The sequence below is a fragment of the Clostridium sp. C1 genome, assembly GCF_018223625.1.
Lineage (GTDB): Bacteria > Bacillota_I > Bacilli_A > Erysipelotrichales > Coprobacillaceae > Allocoprobacillus.
On sequence record NZ_CP073631.1, the window covers coordinates 279,963 to 297,805 of the forward strand.

The 17,843-nt window shown below is 32.8% G+C and carries 15 protein-coding genes and 1 other annotated feature; of the genes, 9 read left to right on the forward strand and 6 right to left on the reverse strand.

What is annotated here, in order from left to right:
• Positions 1 to 4 precede the first annotated feature (4 nt).
• Positions 5 to 937: a TIGR01212 family radical SAM protein gene (locus tag KEC48_RS01390; protein WP_211963919.1), complete on the reverse strand. Its 933-nt coding sequence runs from the start codon at positions 935 to 937 to the stop codon at positions 5 to 7.
• A 39-nt stretch (positions 938 to 976) separates the two neighbouring features.
• Between KEC48_RS01390 and KEC48_RS01395 the strand changes: the two genes are divergently transcribed.
• Together KEC48_RS01395 and KEC48_RS01400 are read left to right on the forward strand one after the other, a co-directional pair.
• Positions 977 to 2,758 (forward strand): ATP-binding cassette domain-containing protein, encoded by a 1,782-nt coding sequence (locus tag KEC48_RS01395; RefSeq protein ID WP_087359710.1) that lies wholly within the window; start codon positions 977 to 979, stop codon positions 2,756 to 2,758.
• Position 2,759: 1 nt separating this feature from the next.
• Positions 2,760 to 4,616, forward strand: coding sequence for an ATP-binding cassette domain-containing protein (locus KEC48_RS01400; RefSeq protein WP_211963921.1), 1,857 nt, complete (start codon positions 2,760 to 2,762; stop codon positions 4,614 to 4,616).
• 41 nt (positions 4,617 to 4,657) lie between these two features.
• Here the strand turns inward: KEC48_RS01400 and KEC48_RS01405 are convergent, their stop codons facing one another.
• On the reverse strand, positions 4,658 to 6,055 hold the full coding sequence (locus KEC48_RS01405) for an ISNCY family transposase (RefSeq protein WP_249191390.1): 1,398 nt from the start codon (positions 6,053 to 6,055) through the stop codon (positions 4,658 to 4,660).
• A gap of 178 nt (positions 6,056 to 6,233) precedes the next feature.
• Positions 6,234 to 6,430: a binding site (T-box leader), on the forward strand.
• Positions 6,431 to 6,462: 32 nt separating this feature from the next.
• On the opposite strand from KEC48_RS01405, the gene pheS reads away from it, so the two are divergent.
• From pheS to KEC48_RS01420, 3 genes are read left to right on the forward strand one after another with little or no spacing between them, the layout of a single operon-like run.
• Entirely contained in the window at positions 6,463 to 7,497 is a 1,035-nt protein-coding gene (pheS, locus tag KEC48_RS01410; RefSeq protein WP_211963922.1) for a phenylalanine--tRNA ligase subunit alpha, read from the forward strand.
• Between the two features lie 4 nt (positions 7,498 to 7,501).
• A complete protein-coding gene (pheT, locus tag KEC48_RS01415) occupies positions 7,502 to 9,892 on the forward strand; it encodes a phenylalanine--tRNA ligase subunit beta (protein ID WP_211963923.1) in 2,391 nt (796 codons plus the stop codon).
• A 1-nt stretch (position 9,893) separates the two neighbouring features.
• Positions 9,894 to 11,327 carry a C39 family peptidase gene (locus KEC48_RS01420; RefSeq protein WP_211963924.1) on the forward strand — a complete coding sequence of 478 codons (1,434 nt, stop codon included), beginning with the start codon at positions 9,894 to 9,896 and terminating at the stop codon, positions 11,325 to 11,327.
• 30 nt (positions 11,328 to 11,357) lie between these two features.
• Here KEC48_RS01420 and KEC48_RS01425 read toward each other — a convergent pair whose 3' ends face one another.
• The 3 genes from KEC48_RS01425 to KEC48_RS01435 are packed head-to-tail and all read right to left on the reverse strand — an operon-like array spanning position 11,358 to position 13,752.
• The gene (locus tag KEC48_RS01425) at positions 11,358 to 11,813 is read right to left on the reverse strand and encodes a threonine/serine exporter family protein (RefSeq protein WP_211963925.1); all 456 of its coding nucleotides are present in this window, start codon (positions 11,811 to 11,813) and stop codon (positions 11,358 to 11,360) included.
• A gap of 1 nt (position 11,814) precedes the next feature.
• On the reverse strand, positions 11,815 to 12,567 hold the full coding sequence (locus KEC48_RS01430; protein ID WP_211963926.1) for a threonine/serine exporter family protein: 753 nt from the start codon (positions 12,565 to 12,567) through the stop codon (positions 11,815 to 11,817).
• A gap of 27 nt (positions 12,568 to 12,594) precedes the next feature.
• On the reverse strand, positions 12,595 to 13,752 hold the full coding sequence (locus KEC48_RS01435; RefSeq protein WP_211963927.1) for a nucleotidyltransferase: 1,158 nt from the start codon (positions 13,750 to 13,752) through the stop codon (positions 12,595 to 12,597).
• Positions 13,753 to 13,907: 155 nt separating this feature from the next.
• On the opposite strand from KEC48_RS01435, the gene KEC48_RS01440 reads away from it, so the two are divergent.
• Together KEC48_RS01440 and rpmF are read left to right on the forward strand one after the other, a co-directional pair.
• Positions 13,908 to 14,420, forward strand: a complete 513-nt coding sequence (locus tag KEC48_RS01440) for a YceD family protein (protein ID WP_205090373.1) — start codon at positions 13,908 to 13,910, stop codon at positions 14,418 to 14,420.
• A gap of 12 nt (positions 14,421 to 14,432) precedes the next feature.
• Positions 14,433 to 14,600 (forward strand): 50S ribosomal protein L32, encoded by a 168-nt coding sequence (gene rpmF / locus KEC48_RS01445; protein WP_087243058.1) that lies wholly within the window; start codon positions 14,433 to 14,435, stop codon positions 14,598 to 14,600.
• Between the two features lie 514 nt (positions 14,601 to 15,114).
• Here rpmF and KEC48_RS01450 read toward each other — a convergent pair.
• Positions 15,115 to 15,396 (reverse strand): hypothetical protein, encoded by a 282-nt coding sequence (locus KEC48_RS01450; RefSeq protein ID WP_211963929.1) that lies wholly within the window; start codon positions 15,394 to 15,396, stop codon positions 15,115 to 15,117.
• A 258-nt stretch (positions 15,397 to 15,654) separates the two neighbouring features.
• On the opposite strand from KEC48_RS01450, the gene KEC48_RS01455 reads away from it, so the two are divergent.
• Both KEC48_RS01455 and KEC48_RS01460 read left to right on the forward strand, forming a co-directional pair.
• The gene (locus tag KEC48_RS01455; protein WP_211963931.1) at positions 15,655 to 16,620 is read left to right on the forward strand and encodes a transposase; all 966 of its coding nucleotides are present in this window, start codon (positions 15,655 to 15,657) and stop codon (positions 16,618 to 16,620) included.
• Positions 16,621 to 16,834: 214 nt separating this feature from the next.
• Positions 16,835 to 17,761, forward strand: a complete 927-nt coding sequence (locus KEC48_RS01460) for an Rpn family recombination-promoting nuclease/putative transposase (RefSeq protein ID WP_211963933.1) — start codon at positions 16,835 to 16,837, stop codon at positions 17,759 to 17,761.
• Positions 17,762 to 17,843 lie beyond the last annotated feature (82 nt).

Sequence of the window (17,843 nt, forward strand, 5' to 3'; positions counted from 1 at the left end):
AGCTTTATAGGAGATACCCTTGATGGGTATCTTTTTCTTTCATTAATTTGTCAATATCATTAAGAATTGTGACCTTCTTGATGGACCATAATGGCGCAACTAAATCATCTATTGGAGCATCACCGGTTAATCTTTCAATCACGACATGTGCTGGGATATATTGTAGCTGATCAACAACTAAAGAGATGTATTGTTCACGTGTTAGCATCTCAAAAGGACGCTGTTGATATAAGCGATGTAAAGCTGTATCTTTAAGCATATAGAGATTATGAATCTTTAATCCTTGAATGTCCAGTTGACCTACCTGTTTTGCAGTTTCCAACATCATATCATAAGTTTCATAGGGTAAACCATTAATGATATGAACACAAACATCAAGATGTCTTTGTCTTAAACGCTGTAAACCATCTAAAAAAGTCTGATAATCATGTCCTCGATGAATCAGTTGAGCTGTCTTGTCATGAACAGTTTGTAAACCAAGTTCAATATATAAATCACAACGATGAGATAACTGTTCAAGATAGTCACAGATTTCATCACTTAAACAATCAGGACGTGTTGCAATCGCAATTCCAACGACATCTTTCATATTGACAAAAGGTTCAAATCTTTCTTTCAATTCGTCGACAGTTCCATAGGTATTCGTATTCGCCTGAAAATAAGCAATAAATTGACAATCAGGCCATTTTTGACGCATGATGGAAGAAATATCTTGAAACTGTTTTTGCAGAGAATCTTGTACATGCCCGGCAAAATCACCAGAACCGGAATCAGAACAGAAAATACAGCCACCTGTTCCACATGTTCCATCACGGTTAGGACATGTGAAACCTGCATTTAAAGAAACTTTTGCAACTTTACAGTGATATTTTGTTTTTAAAAAGTAATTATAAGTATGATAACGTTTGTTATCAAATGTATATGGAAATTTATTCATGACATCACCCGCCAAGATTATAACATAAAGGAGAATATAATGTTAGAGTTAAAAAATATTTGTAAACAGTATCAGCAAACAACAATTATTGATCATCTCTCCATAACTTTTCCAGATACTGGGATGATAGGTATTCAAGGAAAGAGTGGGTGTGGGAAAAGTACGCTTTTATATATTATGGGGATGCTTGATGATGATTATCAAGGAGAAATCTTTTATAATGGTGAAAAAATAACAGATAGAAAGGCATTTGTGAATCAACATGTATCTTTTATGATGCAAAATAAAGATTATGTTGCTTCTTTAACTGTGAAAGAAAATTTAATTTTACCATGTCATATTAGCCATATTCATTATCATTCTACACTTCTTAAAAAGATTGTCACACAATTAGGTATTCAAGATTTATTATCGCGTTACCCATATCAATTATCTGGAGGACAAATGAAAAGAGCTTCATTAGCCAAAGCTCTCTTAAAACAATCTGAAATTATTCTTTGTGATGAACCAACAGGAGCTTTATATCATCAACAGGCTCAAGATGTCATGAAATATTTAAAAAAGATTTCTCAAAATACTTTGGTTATTATTGTATCCCATGACCCTCAATTATTAAAACAATACTGTGATAGTGTTTTAACCTTAGAACAAGGACAACTCAAAGGACAAATCAAAAAAATGAAAAAGTCAATGGACTTATCACCTCATTCTTATCAACATCATACCCTCTGGTTTTATCCTTTTAGACAAATCCTGCATCAAAGAAACAAACTCATGTTTCTTTTTTTCTTTCAATGGATTGTCATTGTTGCTTTCTTTTGTATCGTTACAGCTATTTTTGGAGCCTTTGATGCAACAAAACAAAGTGAACAACAGGCCGTCTTAAAAAATATAATCAATGTTGAAAACAAAGATGGAACACCTTTTGAAAATATGATTGATATTCCCAATGTTGTCGCTATAGATTATGCCTATCAGTTAGATCAATGTCAATTAATGGCTACTGATGAAAATATTGAAGCGACTCGCTATTTTTTACCTCAACAAAATCATCATATTCGTTTATCTAAAGGACGTATGCCACAAAACGAATTTGAAATTCTGGTCAGTTATCCATTTTATCAACAATATCATGATCAACCTATCACTTTAACATATCAACAAAAAACCTTGACTCTGACCATTACAGGTGTTCTAAAACAAGATTTTTTTAGTCAAAATGAAATCTATTTTTATCATACCTTAAAAAATCAACTTTCAGAATTGATTAATCAGCATGAACTCATCATTGAAACCAAAACTTCTTTCCATCAAGATGTATATGATACTTTATCTTCAGATTATATTGTCTATAGTGAAATTCAAGAGCGAGTGAACAGTTATCAATCATTATTATCTTTAGCACAGTTGATTGCAGGTATTTTTATAGGAATGAGTCTATTGATTTCATTGTTGTTGTTAGGAATTGTGGAATCTATTATTTATTTTGAAAGAAAGCATAATGTGGCTTATTTATTGTCATTAGGGTTGTCTCATCGTAGACTTTTTTTATTGTCATTGTATGAGGCTTTTTTACTTGGTGGATTGATTGCGACAGGAGGTTGTTTATTATCAATGGTTGTTTATGAGTATGTGAATCATGTTTTATGTATAGAACAATATTTTTCTTTTTCTTTGTTGTTAAAACCGGTTATTTTTTCACGTTATGATTTATATGTTTTTATCTTTTTGATTTATCTTGTCATGAGTGTTCTGTCAGTTTTGAAGCCTGTATCTCAAATGATGAAAATGAATCAAATAGAAGTTTTAAGGGAGGAATAAAATGCTTGAAGTTGAACATATCTCTAAACGTTATCACTATCAAAAAGTATTAAAAGATATTTCTTTGCAATTTCCTGATGCAGGGATTGTCGCTATTGTAGGACCAAGTGGTTGTGGGAAATCCACATTGCTGCATATTTTAGGAGGTATTGATCATGATTTTCAAGGTGATCTTTTATGGAATCATCGTTCTGTTAAACATCATCTCACGCATTATCGCCGTCACCATGTCAGCTTTATTTTTCAACAGTTTCATTTAATTATGTGGTTGTCTTTAAAACAAAATGTTTCTTTACCACGTTTTTTTCATAAGCAGGAAAAAGTCAGTTTAAAACTAGAAATGGATGAATTAAAGCATCAATCGCTTTCCTCGCTTTCAATGGGGCAAAGACAACGTTTAGCGTATTTAAGAAGTCATTATCATCATAGTGATATACTTTTATGTGATGAGCCAACGGGTTCGCTCGACCCCCAATATGCTAAAGCGGTTATGGAACTTTTGAAAGAAGAATCTTTACATCGTCTTGTTATTCTGGTGTCCCATGATGAAAAACTTGTCAGAGAATATAGTGATGAAATTTATATGATGCAGGATGGAAAAATTATAAATCATGAGATTTTGACAACGCAACAGCGCATTGAATATTTAACTCATGATGATAAAAAATATTATTGGAGCCATATGCGTTTAGCTTTTGCTTCGTTGTGGTCACATAAAGGACGTTCTTTTCAATTGATTATGGGTTTGCTTTTATCTTTATTGTGTATTGTGACAGCACTGACACTAACACGCCATCTGGAAACACAGTTTCATCAGTATATTTACTCTCTTGTTCCTGCCTCTGGCATTAGTTTTCAATCCCGTTATCAACAATCTTTATCTATAGATTTTCTAGATCAGCTCCAACAACAACCAGGAATTCTTAAAAGTGAAATGTTTTTAGATGATTATGAATGTCTAGGTATTGGGTTTTACAGTGATCACTATGAACAGGCACAGACATTATTCATTGGTGATGATACCTCACCATATACTTATTTATCTTTACAATATGGTCAATATCCTCAAGCAAAAAATGAAATTCTTTTATCATTTTCAACAGCACAACATCTTTTAGGAAAACAAGATGTTTCATCACTGGTAGGGCAGGAAGTTTATGCCTGGTATCAACATGAATGGGAAGTCAAAAGTATTTGTTATAAAATTGTTGGAATTACCAGTCAATCAACAACTTTAGATACACTTTATCAGATGAATCATGCTTCTATTGAACTTCTCAAAGATGTTTACTATTATGATATTTCACAGGTTACTTCTCACTTAGGAATTCTCTATGTGCATCCTGATTATCAAAGAGAAGATGTCATTCAACAGCTCCAACAAAAATATCCAGATTATGAATTTATGGAAATAGGAAAATCAACGACACAAAATGTATCTGAAGTCTTACAGCAGGCTAATATCATTTTGGCTCTTTTTTCTTTATTAGCTATTTTAGCAGCATTATTTTTAATTGGAGAAGTCATGTTTTTAAACGTTATTCAAAAGAAAAAAGATTTAGCTATTATGAAATGCTTTGGAGCCAGTTCTTTAAATATTATGAAAGTTGTATTTTGTGAGTCTTTACAGATTTTATTGACAGCTCAAGGATTATGTTTGATATTATATTATCAAATTATTCAAATGATAAATCATTTTATTCAAGGCTTTTTTGAAGGACAAGTGTTTTTCATTGGAATGGATTGGAAAATTGTTCTGACTGTTTTTATGTTATGTACTTTACTGGTTTTCATCAGTCAATGTCCACCACTGCTTTATATTTTAAAAATGAATACAGTTGCTGCCCTAAAAGAATAAAGAAAAACTGTCAAGCAAATTTGAAAATGTCCTAAAAAATTTTAAACATTAGCACCAGAACGGTGCTTTTGTTTTGCAAGAAAATTTAAGTAGGAAGCCTGTTTCCAAGGATGATCTATAGGTGGAATATATTTTTTCTTTGGTCTGGCTTCTTTTTTTACTTCATCAAATTCTTTTGAATACAATTCATGTTTTGGTATTTCCTGCATGATATATATGTGATCAAGTACATTGACATACAGATTCCCATCAAATGCCTCGATAACCATACAATCTGTTCTGTTCTTTAAATAAACAGATGTTCCATTTTCTGTTACGGGCAAATACAGCCTGTTTTGAAATCTGATACTATGACCTGAATCAATTTTTCTAGGAGAAAGAACAGCTAAGGTACGATTGATTTTTTCAATTGATGGTTGCGTTTCAAATACCGATTTGGTAGTATTGAGGTGTAGAGCAAACATGTCATTGAATTTTTTTAGGTAGGATTTTAAAAATTTATTGGCTGACTCTATATCGGTTATATGAGCACGTCTGAGTTCAACAGGTAAACGGGATTGGAATGTCTGGTTCATTCTTTCGATTCTGCCTTTGGCTTGGGCGATGCTCGTTGTCCTAATATCAACGCCAAGATTATGACACGCATAGGAAAACTGGGTAAAAGTGTCGTCATCATCAAAAGCGTTGTTTTTCTTTTTGTATTCAAAGACAGTACGTCTATCGGTATAAAACATGGCAGGAATACCATAGTTGGTCAAAATCTGATAGAAGACATTATAATAGCCATTTAGCGTTTCCTGAGTATCAAAATAAGCGCCAACAACTTCACCAGTAGCATCATCGACAGCCAAATGAAGATGCCAGATATGACCATCAATCCATTCAAAGCTGGAAGCATCCATCTGGATCATTTCACCCATATACTTGCATCTGGGTCTTCTAGGATGAGCATTTTTACTGTCTATGATGGAAATAGCTTCTTTGATGTCATTTTGAGATTTTTTGGAACGAGTCATTTTCAATTGAGCCTTCAAAGAATCTTTTAATATCTTTCTCGTTTTCTTTCTGGCTTTAGGGGAAATGATATTTTCATCTCTAAGCCACTTGTTAAGAGTCGTATCACTAATTTTAACATTGAAATCATCATAAATGATTTCACAGAAATGAGTAAAATTAGTGTCACAATAATGATCGATATAAAGTTTGATAATCCTGTTTTTGATATCGAGAGGTATAGTGGTAGCAGGAGCTCTGCCTCTGTTGCCATGAATAAAAGCAGCTTTACCATATTTTTTATATTTAAGGATGAGTCTATTGACAGTTCTGACAGTACATCCCAACTTGATGGCAGCTCTATTTTTATTGCCGTTAGTTTCAACCAGTTTTTTAATAATCAAATATTTATTTTCTTCATTCATTCTTAATTCAACCTTTCTCATACAACAACCTCCCAATAAAAGTGAGGCTATATCATAACATAGATTTTTGAATATGTCCTGTATACAGGACATATTCAACTTGGATATATTAAGACATTATCATATTTGAATCATATTGCTGCCCTAAAAGAATAAAGAAAAACTTGTTTTTTATGAAAAAGTTGGGTATAATATACCCGTTAATACGAAGAAAAGGACAAGTAGATAAAGAATTTGTATCAGAGAGGGAAACATAGGCTGAAAGTTTTCTTACAATGCATTTATTGAATTCACCTTGGAGTGCGACTAATCATCGCCGTGGGGCAACGTTACTGCTGTAAAGTGCATAACTTTTGTTATGAATTAGGATGGTACCGCGATATAATCGTTCCTATGTGGAACGGTTTTTTTATTTTAAGGAGGAAATTATGGACGAATTATTAAAGATTAAAGAAGAAGCTTTATCAAAAATTCATGATTGTTCATCATTGAAAGAATTGAATGATTTAAGAGTGCTCTATTTAGGAAAAAAAGGACCTATGCAATCAGCCATGAAGTCAATGAAGGATATGTCAAAGGAAGAACGTGCTTCTTTTGGACAGGTTTCAAATAAAGTGAAACAAGAAATTACTCAAGCCATTGAAGAAAAGAAAAAAATCTTAGAGGAAGCAGAGATGATGGCAAAAATTCAAAATGAAAAAATTGATATTAGTTTACCAGGAAGTCATTTGCCACTGGGAACTATTCATCCATTGACAATAATTAGAGAAGAATTAGAAGATTTGTTTATTGGAATGGGATATAGTGTTGCTGAAGGACCAGAGGTAGAAACAGATCATTTTAATTTTGAATTGATGAACCTACCAAAGGATCATCCAGCCAGAGATATGCAGGATACTTTTTACATTGATGAAAATACATTGTTAAGAACACATACGTCACCTGTTCAGGCACATGTCATGCTGGCAGCGAATGGAAAAGGACCCATTAAGGTCATTTGTCCTGGAAAGACATATCGTCGTGATGATGATGATGCGACACATTCTCATCAATTTAGCCAATGTGAAGGTCTTGTTATTGATAAAAACATTACTATGGCAGATTTAAAGGGAACTTTAGAATTATTTGCGAAAAAAATGTTTGGTGAAAAACGTGAAATTCGTTTAAGACCATCTTATTTCCCATTTACGGAACCAAGTGTAGAAGTAGATATTTCATGTTATAACTGTAATGGTAAAGGATGTTCTATGTGTAAACAAACAGGATGGATTGAAATATTAGGAGCCGGAATGGTGAATCCTAAGGTTTTAGAAATGTGTGGATTTGATAGTCAGGTTTATCAGGGATTTGCCTTTGGTATTGGCTTAGAACGTGTGGCTATGTTGAAATATGGTATTGATAATATTAGAGATTTTTATAGTGGTGATTTAAGATTCTTAAATCAATTTGTAAGAAAGGATTAGACATATGGAAGCAAGTTTAAAATTATTAAATCAATATGTAAAAGTTGATGATTTTTCAGCTCAGGAAATTGCTGATCAATTGACATCTATAGGTCATGAAGTTGAAGGAATGCATGTCTTTGCAAGAGGTGATAAACTTGTTGTAGGGTATGTAAAAGAAAAGGTTCCTCATCCTGATAGTGACCATTTGAATGTCTGTCAAGTTGAAGTAGGAAATGGAGTCACTCAACAGATTGTTTGTGGAGCTCCTAATGTTGCTGCTGGGCAAAAAGTGATTGTGGCTTTACCCGGTTGTGATTTAGGAGAAGGATTTAAAATTAAAGAAGCGAAGATTCGTGGTGTAGAATCTAATGGGATGATTTGTTCTATTGCAGAATTGGGTATTGATCAACGTTTATTAAGAGAAGAAGATAAAGCAGGAATTCATGTTTTGGATGCTGATGCACCTGTTGGTGAAGATGCTTTAAAGTATATGGGTTATGATGATACTATCTTAGATATTGGTTTAACACCTAATCGTGCTGATTGTATGGCTATGATTGCATTAGCTTATGAAGTTGGAGCTTTATTAAAACGTGATGTACATGTTCCAGAAATGAAAACATTAAATGAATTGGATAGTGACATTGAAGTTGATGTCCAAACTAATTTATGCCCATGCTTTGGGGCTAAATTAGTCAAAGGTGTTCAAACTAAGGAGTCACCAGAATGGTTAAGAACATTTTTAATGGCAAGTGGTATTAAGCCAATTAATAATATTGTAGATATTTCTAACTTTGTGATGTTAGAAACAGGACAACCTATTCATATGTATGATTATGATAAATTAAAGGAAAAACGTTTTGTGATTAAAACTGGTTTCCATCAAAGAACAGTATTATTAGATGGAAAAGAATATGAAATTCTTCCGGAAGATATTATTGTTTCTACTGATCAAGGGATTGGTTGTGTAGCCGGTGTTATGGGTGGAGATGATACAAAGATTGATGAAAATACAGTGAATATTGTCATTGAAGCAGCCACATTCCATGGGGCTACATTAAGAAATACAGCACGTCGCTTAAATTTATTAACGGATGCTTCTCAACATTATATTAAAGGAGCGATTGATACAGCTAATACCGCCAGAGTTTTAAATCGCTGTGCTGCCTTATTAGAAGAACTGGCAGATGCTAAAGAAATTTATAAAAGTGTTCTGACTGACTATGAAGTGAAAGAAAAAGTCATTACACTTACAACTTCACGTGTAAATGGGTTATTAGGAACAAATATTTCTACTGAAATCATAGAAGAAATTTTAACATCTTTACATTTTTCTTATACACGAGAAGGTGAAACATTAACAATAAAAGTGCCAACATATCGTAATGATATGACAATGGATGCTGATGTGATTGAAGAAATTGCCAGAATGTATGGATATAATCATATTCCTTCTTCATTACCACTCATGGAAATGACAAAAGGAGCTTTGACACCTGTTCAAAGTTATGTCAGAATGATTAGACATTTATTAACAGATTTAGGATTACATGAAGTGATGACTTATACACTGACTTCACCATCTATGGTTGATGATTTTAATCTTTTCCATCATCAAGATGCTGTTGCATTGATGTTACCAATAGGAGAAGAAAGAAGTGTGACAAGAAAATCATTAATTCCTTCATTACTACAGGCGATTAATTTTAATAGAGCTCACTCTCAAAAAGATGTGATGATTTATGAGATTTCTCACACTTATTCAAAAGAAACAGAAATTCAAAATTTAGCCATTGCATGTTCTGGAATGTATCATCATGTGGCATGGCAACAGTTACAACAAAAAGCAGATTTTTATTTATTAAAAGGATTTGTTGAAACAATCTTTGAAAAACTAGGAATCAAGGAATCACGTTATACATTAAAACCAGTAGAAGCAAATCAACAAGATTTCCATCCAGGTAGAAGTGGTTATATTATGATGGGAAATGACATTGTAGGTGTGATTGGTGAAATTCATCCTCGACAAGCCAAAAAATATGACGTTAAGGATGTTTATGTGGCTGAGTTGAATTTATCTGTTTTATTAAACTTAAAGAAACCAGCTATTAAATTTACAGAGATTCCACAATATCCATCAGTGACAAGAGATATTGCTTTAGTTATGGATAAAGATATACCTGTTCATGATGTTGTACGTTCTATTTGTAAAGTTGGTCAACGTTTGATTGTAGATACACAGATTTTTGATATCTATGAAGGGGAACATGTTGCGAGTGGACAAAAATCAGTAGCCATTGCTTTAACATTCCAAGATGCAACAAAAACATTGGATGATACAACAATTAATACAATGATTGAACAGATATTAAAGGTTGTAGAAAAAGATTATGGAGCACATTTAAGAGTGTAATATGAAACATCCAAAAAGCGTATCTCAAAAACATATGGGAATCATCATATTAGGAATGGTGATTCTCTTTATAGCAATTTATATTGTTGTATGGAGAATGGAATTAAAGTTGATTGATGGTGGACATATGGTTTTAGAAGTTGGGGAAGAACTCAGTCATGATGTAGAAGATTATTTAAATTTAACATGGTATTTACCTTCTGAAAGGGATAATATCATTGATGATTGTCAGCTCACGTTAAATGACATTGTATATCTCGATGAACATCAGCAATATCCAGATATAGGTGAATATCAAGGAACTATTACATATGATGATCAAACATATCCCATAGATATTCAAGTTGTAGATGAAATAGCACCAATCATTCAATGTCAAGAAACAGTGGCTTATGGAAGTCAAGATTTTCAAGTTGAAGATATCATTGATGTGAGTGATAATTCACAAGATGATTGTGATGTTCAAATAGATGGAGATGTGGATGTATCAAAATTGGGAACATATACTTTAAATGTGAAAGCAATAGATTTTTCACAAAATATTGCTGAAAAGACATTTGATGTTGAAGTCACTGATCAGACGGCACCACAAATAACAATGAAACCACAGATAGCTTATTTGCATGAAGAATTTGATGTTTTAGAAAATGTTCAGGCAAAGGACAATATAGATGGTGACTGTACAAAAGATATTCAAGTATCGGGAGAAGTCAATGTTCAAAAAGCAGGAACTTATTATTTGACTTATACAGTTCAAGATCAGGCAGGGAATCAAGCAAAAGTCAAACGAGAAGTCGTTGTTAAAGAGAGGGAAACATCTTATCGTATAAATAATGTTCCAATGGTTTTACAATTACCGGATTATCATAACGGTTGTGAATCTGCTTCATCGACAATGTTACTTCAATATTACGGATATGATATCACTTTGCCAGAAGTGATTAAAAAAGTTCCTATCATTCCTCTTGAATATAAAGATGGACGTTTATATGGTGCTGATCCACATGTTGCTTTTACAGGAAGTATGTCATCACGTGGTTATGGTATCTATGTAGAACCAATGGTTGATGTTTTAGAAACCATCATAAATGAACAAAAAGGTAAACATCAAGTTAAGAATTTAACGGGTTCTTCTTTAGATGATTTATTGACATATGTAGAAATGGGGCATCCAATTCAAATATGGGCAACTGCTTCTTTACAGACTTATGAACAATCAGGAAAACAGGAATGGTATATCAAAACATTAGATGGTCAGTATACTGATGAAAAAGTGACTTTTCCAGTGAGTGAACATTGTCTGGTTTTGATAGGCTTTGATGACGAACATGTCATTTTAAATAACCCATTGCAAGGGATAACTATTTGGGATAAAGAAGCATTTGAAATTGCCTATAAAGATATGGGGTCACAGGCTATTATGATTGAAGAATAAAAACGAGAAGTTATATCGACTTCTCGTTTTTTAGCCCATATCAATGTATTGATTTGTTTTTATACGTTTATAAATTTGAAAAGCTGTCGATGAAATTAAAATGGCTAAAGCAAGCGAAAGACTTGTACCCAGTGTTGATAAAAAACTTTCCATAAATAAGTCATTCATACCTTGAACAGCATATAACATTGTATAATAAATACCACTTCCAGGAACTAATGGGAAACACCCGATAATAATAAAGATAGTTGCTGGAGCTTTATAAAAACGGGCAAAACATTCAGCCAATAAGGAAACAAAAAGCATTGCAATAAAACTTTGTAAAAAGATATTATTTAATGAAGCGGTGATTAGATAGACAAACCATCCTAGTGTTCCTATCAGAGAACCAATGATTGAAAAACGAATATTCTTTTGTATTCTAAATATAAATGTAAAACCAAAACAACCAATAAAAGCAGCTAAACATTGTATCAAACTTTCCATCTTAAACTCCTTGTAAAACCATCATCATAATCCCTACACCAATTGCAATACTGGCAGCAATCAAAATCGCTTCAATCATACGAGAGAGTCCAGAAACAAAATCTCCTCCAATAATATCTCTTAAACTGTTTGTAATAGCAATACCGGGAACAAGAATCATTAAAGTTCCTGTGATCACTGACTGTTGATTGGTAATGATATTCATTTTTTGAGCAATAATCGCAATACTTGCTAAAACCATACTTGATAGAATGGTACGTACAATACCATTGACATCTAATTTTTCTAAAAGATAAATAAAATAATATAAAATAAAACCAATAAAAGCAGAAACAATCATTTCAGAAACGTGACCACCAAAAAAAACACAGAACATGGCAGCAGAAACAATATACCCCATTAAAATGAGATGATAATTAAGCCTTTGTGTTTCGATATTTTGAATTTTATTTTTGATTTCTTCTAGAGATAATTCCTGATTACTGATTTGACGTACAAGACAATTGAGTTCATAAAGATGATCCAAATGTGTACGATTGCTTCGAGAACGTTTTGAAGATTGATAGGGTGTTCCGTCATGAAGTGTCAAAGAAAGTGTAAAATAAGTGGGAATGGCAAAAACTTCAATATCAGTAAAACCAAATCCTTCACACATTCTTTTTAATGATTCTTCAACACGATAGATTTCAGCACCATGTTTTAAAAGTAATTGTCCGATCTTATTGATTTGTTGTAAAATATCTAAGTCATTCATATTTTCACCCCACTGTTCTATGTTATATCATAAATCAAATGTTTGAATCAATGGGATATGTGAAAATTCTTTTTGAATGAAGTCTTGAGGTGATGAAGATAAAAGAGAAAGAAGACGAGTCGCTTTGAGTTCCATATCCAAAGCAGGATGTCTATGTTTTGAAAAGTTAGTGACAAGTGTATAAGGGCATGTTTTTTTAATCAAAGACAAATATTTTCTTCCTCTTTCATTCATTGCCAGAATACGTAAATAATCAAGATGCATAGCTTCTTGAATATCTTCTTTTGTATTTTTCATGAGAATATGTATGAACATACGAGAAATACGAGGACGTGTATATCGTTTAGAGGATAAAGAATCTATCAGTTCATTCATCGATTGACAATGATGGATGGATTTATAAAGCAAGTGTTCCAATCCCTCATCAACCATGTGATATTGTTTTAATTCATAGGGGGGAGTGGTTAAAATCTGATAACGTAAATAAGGGAAAAAATCTTCCATAAAATATAAATCATTTTGATAAAGTTCAAAGTGAGGTAACGTATGTGAAAAATCAAGATGATTTTTTATAGCGTGTCTAATCGCTGAAGCGCTGGCAATATGTTTTAAATCTAAACCATGATAGGTATTTGTTCGTAAAAAACAGTGAGGTGTTATAGGATAGTGATGAGCAATGATTTCCTTGACGTAACTTAAGCCAAGTAAATCATTAGGTGTTTTAATTTCTTGATGCATAATATTCTGTAATGCCTGATTACAGGCATCAGCATAACGGAGTCCTTTTTTCATAGCTTGTTGTACATAGCTGTCATAGCTTTCTTGATTTTCAAAAAGTGTCTGGGCAATATTAATAAAAGTTGAAATATCTCCATTTTCACTGCCAAAACAAATATCAGTCACACCTATTTTAGCAAGTAATTCAATAGCTCCCTTTGCAAAATAATCAGCACTTTGACAGGCATAAACAAAAGGTAATTCAATGACCAAATCCACACCGTATTCAATGGCTATCTGACTGCGTTTCCATTTATCAATAATTGCTGGTTCACCTCTTTGGACAAATGATGAGGACATCACCGCAATTGTATAATCAAATTGGTCAAGTGATTGAGCCTTTTGAATATGATATATATGTCCATTATGGAAAGGGTTATATTCGACAATTAATCCAAGTATTTTCATAATGTTTACCTCCATTGGATAGTTTAACATAGTTTGTCAAATAAACATAGTTTTACTTGAAAAGAGAGGAAATATTCAGTGAAATATTGAAATTTAGATTGACATATTTCTGAGTTTTATATATAATTGGCTATGCGATGTAAAGGGTGATTTTTTTGAAATGGAATTTACAATGGATTGTTAAGCAAAAAAATGGATGTTTTGATTTTGATGAAACATTAAGTTTTCCATCTGAGATGTTCCATAATTTATCCCAGATTAATGGTTTAAAGGATGTTCATGTTGTAGGACAGGGACGTTTAGATACAAAAAATCATCAATTATACGTTGATTTCCAAATAGATGGAGAAATGATTCTACCATGTGCAATATCATTGGAAGATGTAAATTATCCTTTCCATATTGAATCAAGTGTTATTTTTGCTTTTTATAAACCTTCTGAAGATGAAGAAGTGATAGAAGTTAAGAAAAATATTGTTGATTTAACTCCTGTTATTTTTCAGGAGATTATGATGGAAGTTCCAATGAGAGTGGTTAAAGAAGGTGCTTCTTTAAAAACGCATGGTCAAGGTTGGAAAGTATTAAGTGAGGAAGATGAACGTGAAGATGAGGATTATATTGATCCTCGCTTAGCGAAACTTAAAGATTATTTTAAGGATAAGGAATAAGGAGGTGTACCTATGGCAGTACCACAAAGACGAGTTTCAAAAACAAGAAGAAACAAAAGAAGAACACATGACAAGTTAACAGTACCAAGTGTCGTAGTTTGCCCAGAATGTGGAGAATATAAATTATCTCATAGAGTATGCAAACATTGCGGAACTTACAACGGACAAAAAGTGTTATAAAAACTGCCCCTTATTTCAAGGGCTTTTTTTATTTTATAGGGAAATTTAACTCCCATTGACTCTTATATTTTTAAACATGGATGATTCATTTGGCTGAGAGTTTTTTATCATAGAAGATATAAAAACTTCAGATTATAAAATGAATTCATTATTTTTGTGATATTATATATGCTTTAAGCAATTTATATGATATAATGTCTATAAAGATAAAAAAAGAAATCTGTCAAAAAAATGCGTATATATATAATAGGAGGGCAATGGAGTCAACTTAGTAAGTTGGCTCTTTTTTATTTTTTTGGAAATAAAAGAGTGTCTTTTTTACTTGTAGTTAAGTATAATTATCTATTTATTATCTTATTTCCTTTACTTTTATTGTATAATGTAGTTAAGAAAGAAGGTGCTTCTATGTTCGTTAGAGTTATCAAAAATAATAAGGGTAAGAAAAACACCTGTTTTTGCGCACTCGTTGAATCCTATCGTGATTCTTCTGGCGTTCCTAAACATCGTGTCCTTATCAACTTTGGGCAGGTTGATAAGGAATCCGTTCCTTTTCTGAAGGCTGCTTTCGCCAAGAAAAAGCCTCGTCTTGTCTATGATGATGAATAATGTAGTTAAGTCTTCTCAGCTGGCTGCTATCTTCAGTGAGTTTAATGCTATCATTCATTCTGATATCACAAACAGACTCTGTCGCAAGAGAACACAGGACTTTACCAGAAATAGAAATATGAATTTCTATTCGCTCATCTATTACTTCATCTTCAGAAACAGAACCACAACCAATGCTGAACTCTCTCATTTTTATTCTTCCATAGATCGATTTGAGAAGAGAATAAGCAAGCAGGCTCTCAACAAGGCCATTAGAAAGCTGAATCCAAATGTTTTTCATATCTCATCAATCGATTTTCAGCCATCTATTATACATCGTCGCTCCCTAAAAAATATAGAGGATATTTCCTGATTGCAGAAGATGGGACCTATATGGAAATCCCATACAATGTCTATAATATCTATGATTTTCATTTTGTGGAGAATCAACATATCATTGACATGTTCGATGTCAAAAAGTCCAGTCAAGGCCGGAGGACTCTATGATGTCCTTAATGGTCTGTTTATAGATTTTTCACTCAGGCCTGCACCATATTCAGAATTGCCTCTTGCGTTTTCTCATCTCTATCGAAGTCAAAGTATATTCAAGGGAAAGGATGTCATTTATCTTGCTGACAGATATTATGGATCAGCCGAAATCATATCCCACCTTGAGTGTATTGATTATCATTATATCATCAGAGGAAAAAGCAATTTCTATAAGAAGCAGGTTGCGCTCATGAAATCTGATGATGAATGGATTGAGGTGGAAATTGATGAAAAATGGAGAAGGAGATTCCGATTTTCACCTGAAGCCATGGAATTGAGAGAAAATAATCCAGTCATGAAAATCAGGATCATTAAAAGAAGAATTGAATATATCAACAATCATGGAGAGGCGTGTCAGAAAGAGCTTATTTTCTTTACCAACCTAGGAGAGGAATTCTCTGCTCAGGAAATCATTGAGCTATATACATATAGATGGGATATCGAAGTTTCATACAAGACACTCAAAACAGGCCAGGAGATAGAAAGGCATATAAGCAGTGATGGTGATGTTGCACGAAATGATATATATGCAAAGGTACTGTTTCATAATATTGCAGGAATCATGAGAAAAGAGTTGAACCGTTCACTTGAAATGAAAGAGTCAAATAGACAGTATGTTGTCAACATAGCACAGCTACATGAAATCATACATGATGTCAACATTCTGCTTTCAATGATCAATGGTAAAAAAAGACAGCTAAAAAAGAAGATAGAACAGATAGAGAAGATGCTAGACAAAATAAAAGTGCCTGTTCGCCCAAACAGGCACTACCAACGATGGGGACGAGTCATGATTTCACCACCAAGCTATCGCTTCAGACTTGATGGAAGAAACAATCCAAAAGTCAGACGATACAAATCAGCGCTCATGACAATATCCCCGTAGTTAAGAATACAATTATATTGTATCATAAATTTAATGGGATAAAATTTTAAAAAACGAAAAAAAATCAACAGGGGCTTTATGCGCTTTTTTTGCATAATAATAAAGAGTACATATAGTCATACCACAAGAATTACAGAAATAAAAAAAGAGTCACCTAGTCTAATATACTAAGTTGACTCCATTGTGCGTATATATATAATAGGAGGGTTATTTTATGATGGATTTCAAGAATCTTTTTGACATACGCATTTACAACTATTTTCTCAATCATGAACGTCTGGCTGATTTTTTGAATGTTGTTCTCTTTGATGGACAAACGATGCTTGACACTCAGGATATCATCATCCTTGATTCCAACAGCAGTGGGATTTTCCTGTCCAGTGGTCAAACAATCAAGCGTACAAGAGATCATCTGCTTCTTGTTACCATGAATGGACAGCAATGCATCATAGGACTGGAACATCAGTCCTATGCAGATAAAAGGATGTTTCAAAGAATCATGGAATATGATTATCTCAGCTATCTTAGACAGTATCATATCTATGAAAAGAACATTCATGAAAGAATCAATGGTGTCATGACTTTGGCTATCTATTATGGCGAAAGGAAATGGAACTACGCCAGAAGCTATAAGCAGATGATGAATCGAGACATCAGACACCTAAGATGTTACATGAATGTTGAATTTCATCCACTGGTAGAAATGGTAAAGCTGGATGAAACAAGATTTCAAAACAAGGACAATCGAGATTTGATTATTGGGCTGAAGATTCTTTATGCAAAGAAGAAGGTACCAGAAAAGTTTATAGTCAGCTATGAACTGGCATGTCTATTAGGAACACTGATTCATGATGAACGTATTTATCAGTTGATTGAAAAAAAGAAAGGGGCAACGAATATGAGTGACTATGTATTAGGAATTAGAAAAAAAGGAAGAAATGAAGGAAAAAGAATTGGACGTAATGAAGGAATCATGACGACACTTATTAAACTACTTACACAAAAGTTTGGAAATTTATCGAAAGATACTATTAAAGCAATTAAACGAAGCAACAAGAAACAACTCAATTCTTTAACATTACATATCTTTGATATAGAAAAAGAGGATGACATTATTCAAATTCTTACAAATCAATATTGATTTTTACTGACCCTATATGTAAGTATAGGGTCATTTTTCATTTGAAATAATTTCTGGTAGACATAGATTTAAAAAAATAGTA

Bases quoted from the DNA above. Each gene is read 5' to 3' on its own strand.
- KEC48_RS01390 (WP_211963919.1), bottom strand. From the start codon at position 937: ATGAATAAATTTCCATATACATTTGATAACAAACGTTATCATACTTAT.
- KEC48_RS01395 (WP_087359710.1), top strand. From the start codon at position 977: ATGTTAGAGTTAAAAAATATTTGTAAACAGTATCAGCAAACAACAATT.
- KEC48_RS01400 (WP_211963921.1), top strand. From the start codon at position 2,760: ATGCTTGAAGTTGAACATATCTCTAAACGTTATCACTATCAAAAAGTA.
- KEC48_RS01405 (WP_249191390.1), bottom strand. From the start codon at position 6,055: ATGAGAAAGGTTGAATTAAGAATGAATGAAGAAAATAAATATTTGATT.
- pheS (WP_211963922.1), top strand. From the start codon at position 6,463: ATGGACGAATTATTAAAGATTAAAGAAGAAGCTTTATCAAAAATTCAT.
- pheT (WP_211963923.1), top strand. From the start codon at position 7,502: ATGGAAGCAAGTTTAAAATTATTAAATCAATATGTAAAAGTTGATGAT.
- KEC48_RS01420 (WP_211963924.1), top strand. From the start codon at position 9,894: ATGAAACATCCAAAAAGCGTATCTCAAAAACATATGGGAATCATCATA.
- KEC48_RS01425 (WP_211963925.1), bottom strand. From the start codon at position 11,813: ATGGAAAGTTTGATACAATGTTTAGCTGCTTTTATTGGTTGTTTTGGT.
- KEC48_RS01430 (WP_211963926.1), bottom strand. From the start codon at position 12,567: ATGAATGACTTAGATATTTTACAACAAATCAATAAGATCGGACAATTA.
- KEC48_RS01435 (WP_211963927.1), bottom strand. From the start codon at position 13,752: ATGAAAATACTTGGATTAATTGTCGAATATAACCCTTTCCATAATGGA.
- rpmF (WP_087243058.1), top strand. From the start codon at position 14,433: ATGGCAGTACCACAAAGACGAGTTTCAAAAACAAGAAGAAACAAAAGA.
- KEC48_RS01450 (WP_211963929.1), bottom strand. From the start codon at position 15,396: ATGAGAGAGTTCAGCATTGGTTGTGGTTCTGTTTCTGAAGATGAAGTA.
- KEC48_RS01455 (WP_211963931.1), top strand. From the start codon at position 15,655: ATGTCAAAAAGTCCAGTCAAGGCCGGAGGACTCTATGATGTCCTTAAT.
- KEC48_RS01460 (WP_211963933.1), top strand. From the start codon at position 16,835: ATGATGGATTTCAAGAATCTTTTTGACATACGCATTTACAACTATTTT.